Origin of the sequence: Fluviicola taffensis DSM 16823, from assembly GCF_943372375.1 — a bacterium.
GTDB lineage: Bacteria > Bacteroidota > Bacteroidia > Flavobacteriales_D > Crocinitomicaceae > Fluviicola > Fluviicola taffensis_A.
The window spans coordinates 1-3,269 of the sequence record NZ_CALRYJ010000035.1 but is presented as its reverse complement, the minus strand read 5'-3'; the positions used below and the strand labels follow the sequence as shown (position 1 = coordinate 3,269).

The following is a 3,269-nucleotide window of genomic DNA, read 5'->3' as shown; positions in this document are numbered from 1 at the left end:
ACTATAAAGTTCTTTGACATATTGGAATTGATTGAAGTAATAAGAATCATTAGTAGAGATATTAATAAGTTACTAAGGGCACACGGGGGATGCCTTGGCTCTGAGAGGCGAAGAAAGACGTGATAAGCTGCGATAAGCTACGGGGATTGGCAAATACGAATTGATCCGTAGATTTCTGAATGGGGAAACCTAGCTAGTTGAAGACTAGTTACACGTAAGTGGGCGAACGCGCTGAACTGAAACATCTAAGTAGGCGCAGGAAGAGAAAACAATAGTGATTTCCGGAGTAGCGGCGAGCGAAATGGAAACAGCCCAAACCAGTTTTGTTTCGGCAAGGCTGGGGTTGTAGGGCTACAATATGGACTATTATATTATAGAGGAAGTGTTTGGAAAGTCACTCCAAAGAAGGTGAAAGGCCTGTACTCGAAATAGTATAATTACCTAGTAGTACCCTGAGTAGGGCGGGACATGTGGAATCCTGTCTGAATCAACCGGAACCATCCGGTAAGGCTAAATACTCCTCAGAGACCGATAGCGAACGAGTACTGTGAAGGAAAGGTGAAAAGAACCCTGAACAAGGGAGTGAAATAGACCCTGAAACCGTGTGCCTACAAGCGGTCGGAGCCTTAATTGGTGACGGCGTGCCTTTTGCATAATGATCCTACGAGTTACTCCTCATTGGCAAGGTTAAGGTATTCAGTACCGGAGCCGAAGCGAAAGCGAGTCTGAATAGGGCGCTTTAGTCAGTGGGGGTAGACGCGAAACCTTGTGATCTACCCATGGGCAGGTTGAAGTTCCAGTAACATGGAATGGAGGACCGAACCGATAAACGTTGAAAAGTTTCCGGATGACCTGTGGGTAGGGGTGAAAGGCCAATCAAACTGGGAAATAGCTCGTACTCCCCGAAATGCATTTAGGTGCAGCGTTCAGGTTGAGTCTTATAGAGGTAGAGCTACTGATTGGACTAGGGGGCTTCACCGCCTACCAAATCCTGACAAACTCCGAATGCTATAAGATATACTGAGCAGTGAGGGCATGGGTGCTAAGGTCCATGTCCGAGAGGGAAAGAACCCAGACCATCAGCTAAGGTCCCCAAATGTACACTAAGTTGATCAAACGTTGTGCGGTTGCATTGACAGCTAGGATGTTGGCTTGGAAGCAGCCATTCATTTAAAGAGTGCGTAACAGCTCACTAGTCGAGCGATCGTGCGTGGATAATAAGCGGGCATTAAGTGTACTACCGAAGCTATGGATTTGTAGTAATACATCTGGTAGGGGAGCATTCTAGTCAGCGTAGAAGGTGCATGGTGATGTGTGCTGGAGCGGCTAGAAAAGCAAATGTAGGAATAAGTAACGATAATGCAGGCGAGAAACCTGCACACCGAAAGACTAAGGTTTCCTGGGCGACGCTAATCGTCCCAGGGTTAGTCGGGACCTAACGCGAACCCGAAGGGGGTAGTGGATGGCAAACGGGTTAATATTCCCGTACTTGCTTTAACTGCGATGGGGTGACGGAGTATTGAAAGGACCGCGCACTGACGGAATAGTGCGTTGAAGATTGTAGCTATAGGCTGTATAGTTAAATGCGTACGGCTTGGCAAAGATCGATAGTACCGCGCGGCTTCGGCCAAGTGGATAGTGTCCCTAAAAGCTTCCAAGAAAAACCTCTAAGCTTCAGGTTAGAGCAACTCGTACCGTAAACCGACACAGGTAGTCGAGGAGAGAATCCTAAGGTGCTCGAGTGATTCATGGCTAAGGAACTAGGCAAAATGGTCTCGTAACTTCGGGAGAAGAGACGCCACAGCAATGTGGCCGCAGTGAATAGGCCCAGGCGACTGTTTATCAAAAACACATGGCTTTGCAAAATCGAAAGATGAAGTATAAGGCCTGACACCTGCCCGGTGCTGGAAGGTTAAGAGGAGATGTTAGTTTCGGCGAAGCATTGAATTGAAGCCCCAGTAAACGGCGGCCGTAACTATAACGGTCCTAAGGTAGCGAAATTCCTTGTCGGGTAAGTTCCGACCTGCACGAATGGTGTAACGATCTGGGTACTGTCTCAGCCATGAGCTCGGTGAAATTGTAGTATCGGTGAAGATGCCGATTACCCGCAACGGGACGAAAAGACCCCGTGAACCTTTACTATAGCTTCACATTGATATTGGGTAATTCATGTGTAGGATAGGTTGGAGACTTTGAGGCTGCGTCGCTAGGCGTAGATTAGTCGTCCTTGAAATACAACCCTTGGATTATCTGATGTCTAATTCTCCTCTGGGGAAGACATTGTGTGGTGGGTAGTTTGACTGGGGTGGTCGCCTCCAAAAGAGTAACGGAGGCTCCTAAAGGTACCCTCAGCACGCTTGGTAACCGTGCGTAGAGTGTAATGGCATAAGGGTGCTTGACTGAGAGACCGACAAGTCGACCAGGTAGGAAACTAGAGCATAGTGATCCGGTGGTTCCGTATGGAAGGGCCATCGCTCAAAGGATAAAAGGTACTCCGGGGATAACAGGCTGATCACTCCCAAGAGCTCACATCGACGGAGTGGTTTGGCACCTCGATGTCGGCTCGTCACATCCTGGGGCTGGAGAAGGTCCCAAGGGTTGGGCTGTTCGCCCATTAAAGTGGCACGCGAGCTGGGTTCAGAACGTCGTGAGACAGTTCGGTCTCTATCTGTTGTGGGCGTTAGTTATTTGAGAGGACCTGCCTCTAGTACGAGAGGACCGGGGTGGACGAACCTCTGGTGTACCTGTTGTGGCGCCAGCTGCATCGCAGGGTAGCTATGTTCGGATGAGATAAGCGCTGAAAGCATCTAAGCACGAAACTCACCTCAAGATGAGATAACTTTTAAGGGTCGTGGAAGACGACCACGTTGATAGGCTACAGGTGTAAAGACAGTAATGTCAAAGCCGAGTAGTACTAATTACCCGTAGACTTATAATATCACTCTTTCTTATTACTTCAATCGCCAATTCGTCAAGATCTAAAGAAATTTAGAATGATGAATGCAGAATGAAGAGTATAATGCTCTTAATTCAACATTCGAAATTTATCATTCAATGATTTTAGGTGTCTATAGCAACGAGGTCCACCTCTTCCCATTCCGAACAGAGAAGTTAAGCCCGTTAGCGCTGATGGTACTGCCCTTTTGAGGGTGGGAGAGTAAGTCGATGCCACTTTTAATAAGCCGTTCCCCAAAAAGGAACGGCTTTTTTGCGTTCAATAATCTCTGGTAGATGGATTTTACCAAGCTATTTCAATTAAAAACATTTAA

At 47.4% G+C, this 3,269-nt stretch carries 2 rRNA genes; both read left to right on the top strand.

The window, feature by feature from the left end:
* The first annotated feature begins 62 nt into the window (after positions 1-62).
* Positions 63-2,938: ribosomal RNA gene (locus tag AAG807_RS21070) — 23S ribosomal RNA — on the top strand.
* 122 nt (positions 2,939-3,060) lie between these two features.
* Positions 3,061-3,174 (top strand): 5S ribosomal RNA (gene rrf, locus AAG807_RS21065).
* Positions 3,175-3,269: the final 95 nt, after the last annotated feature.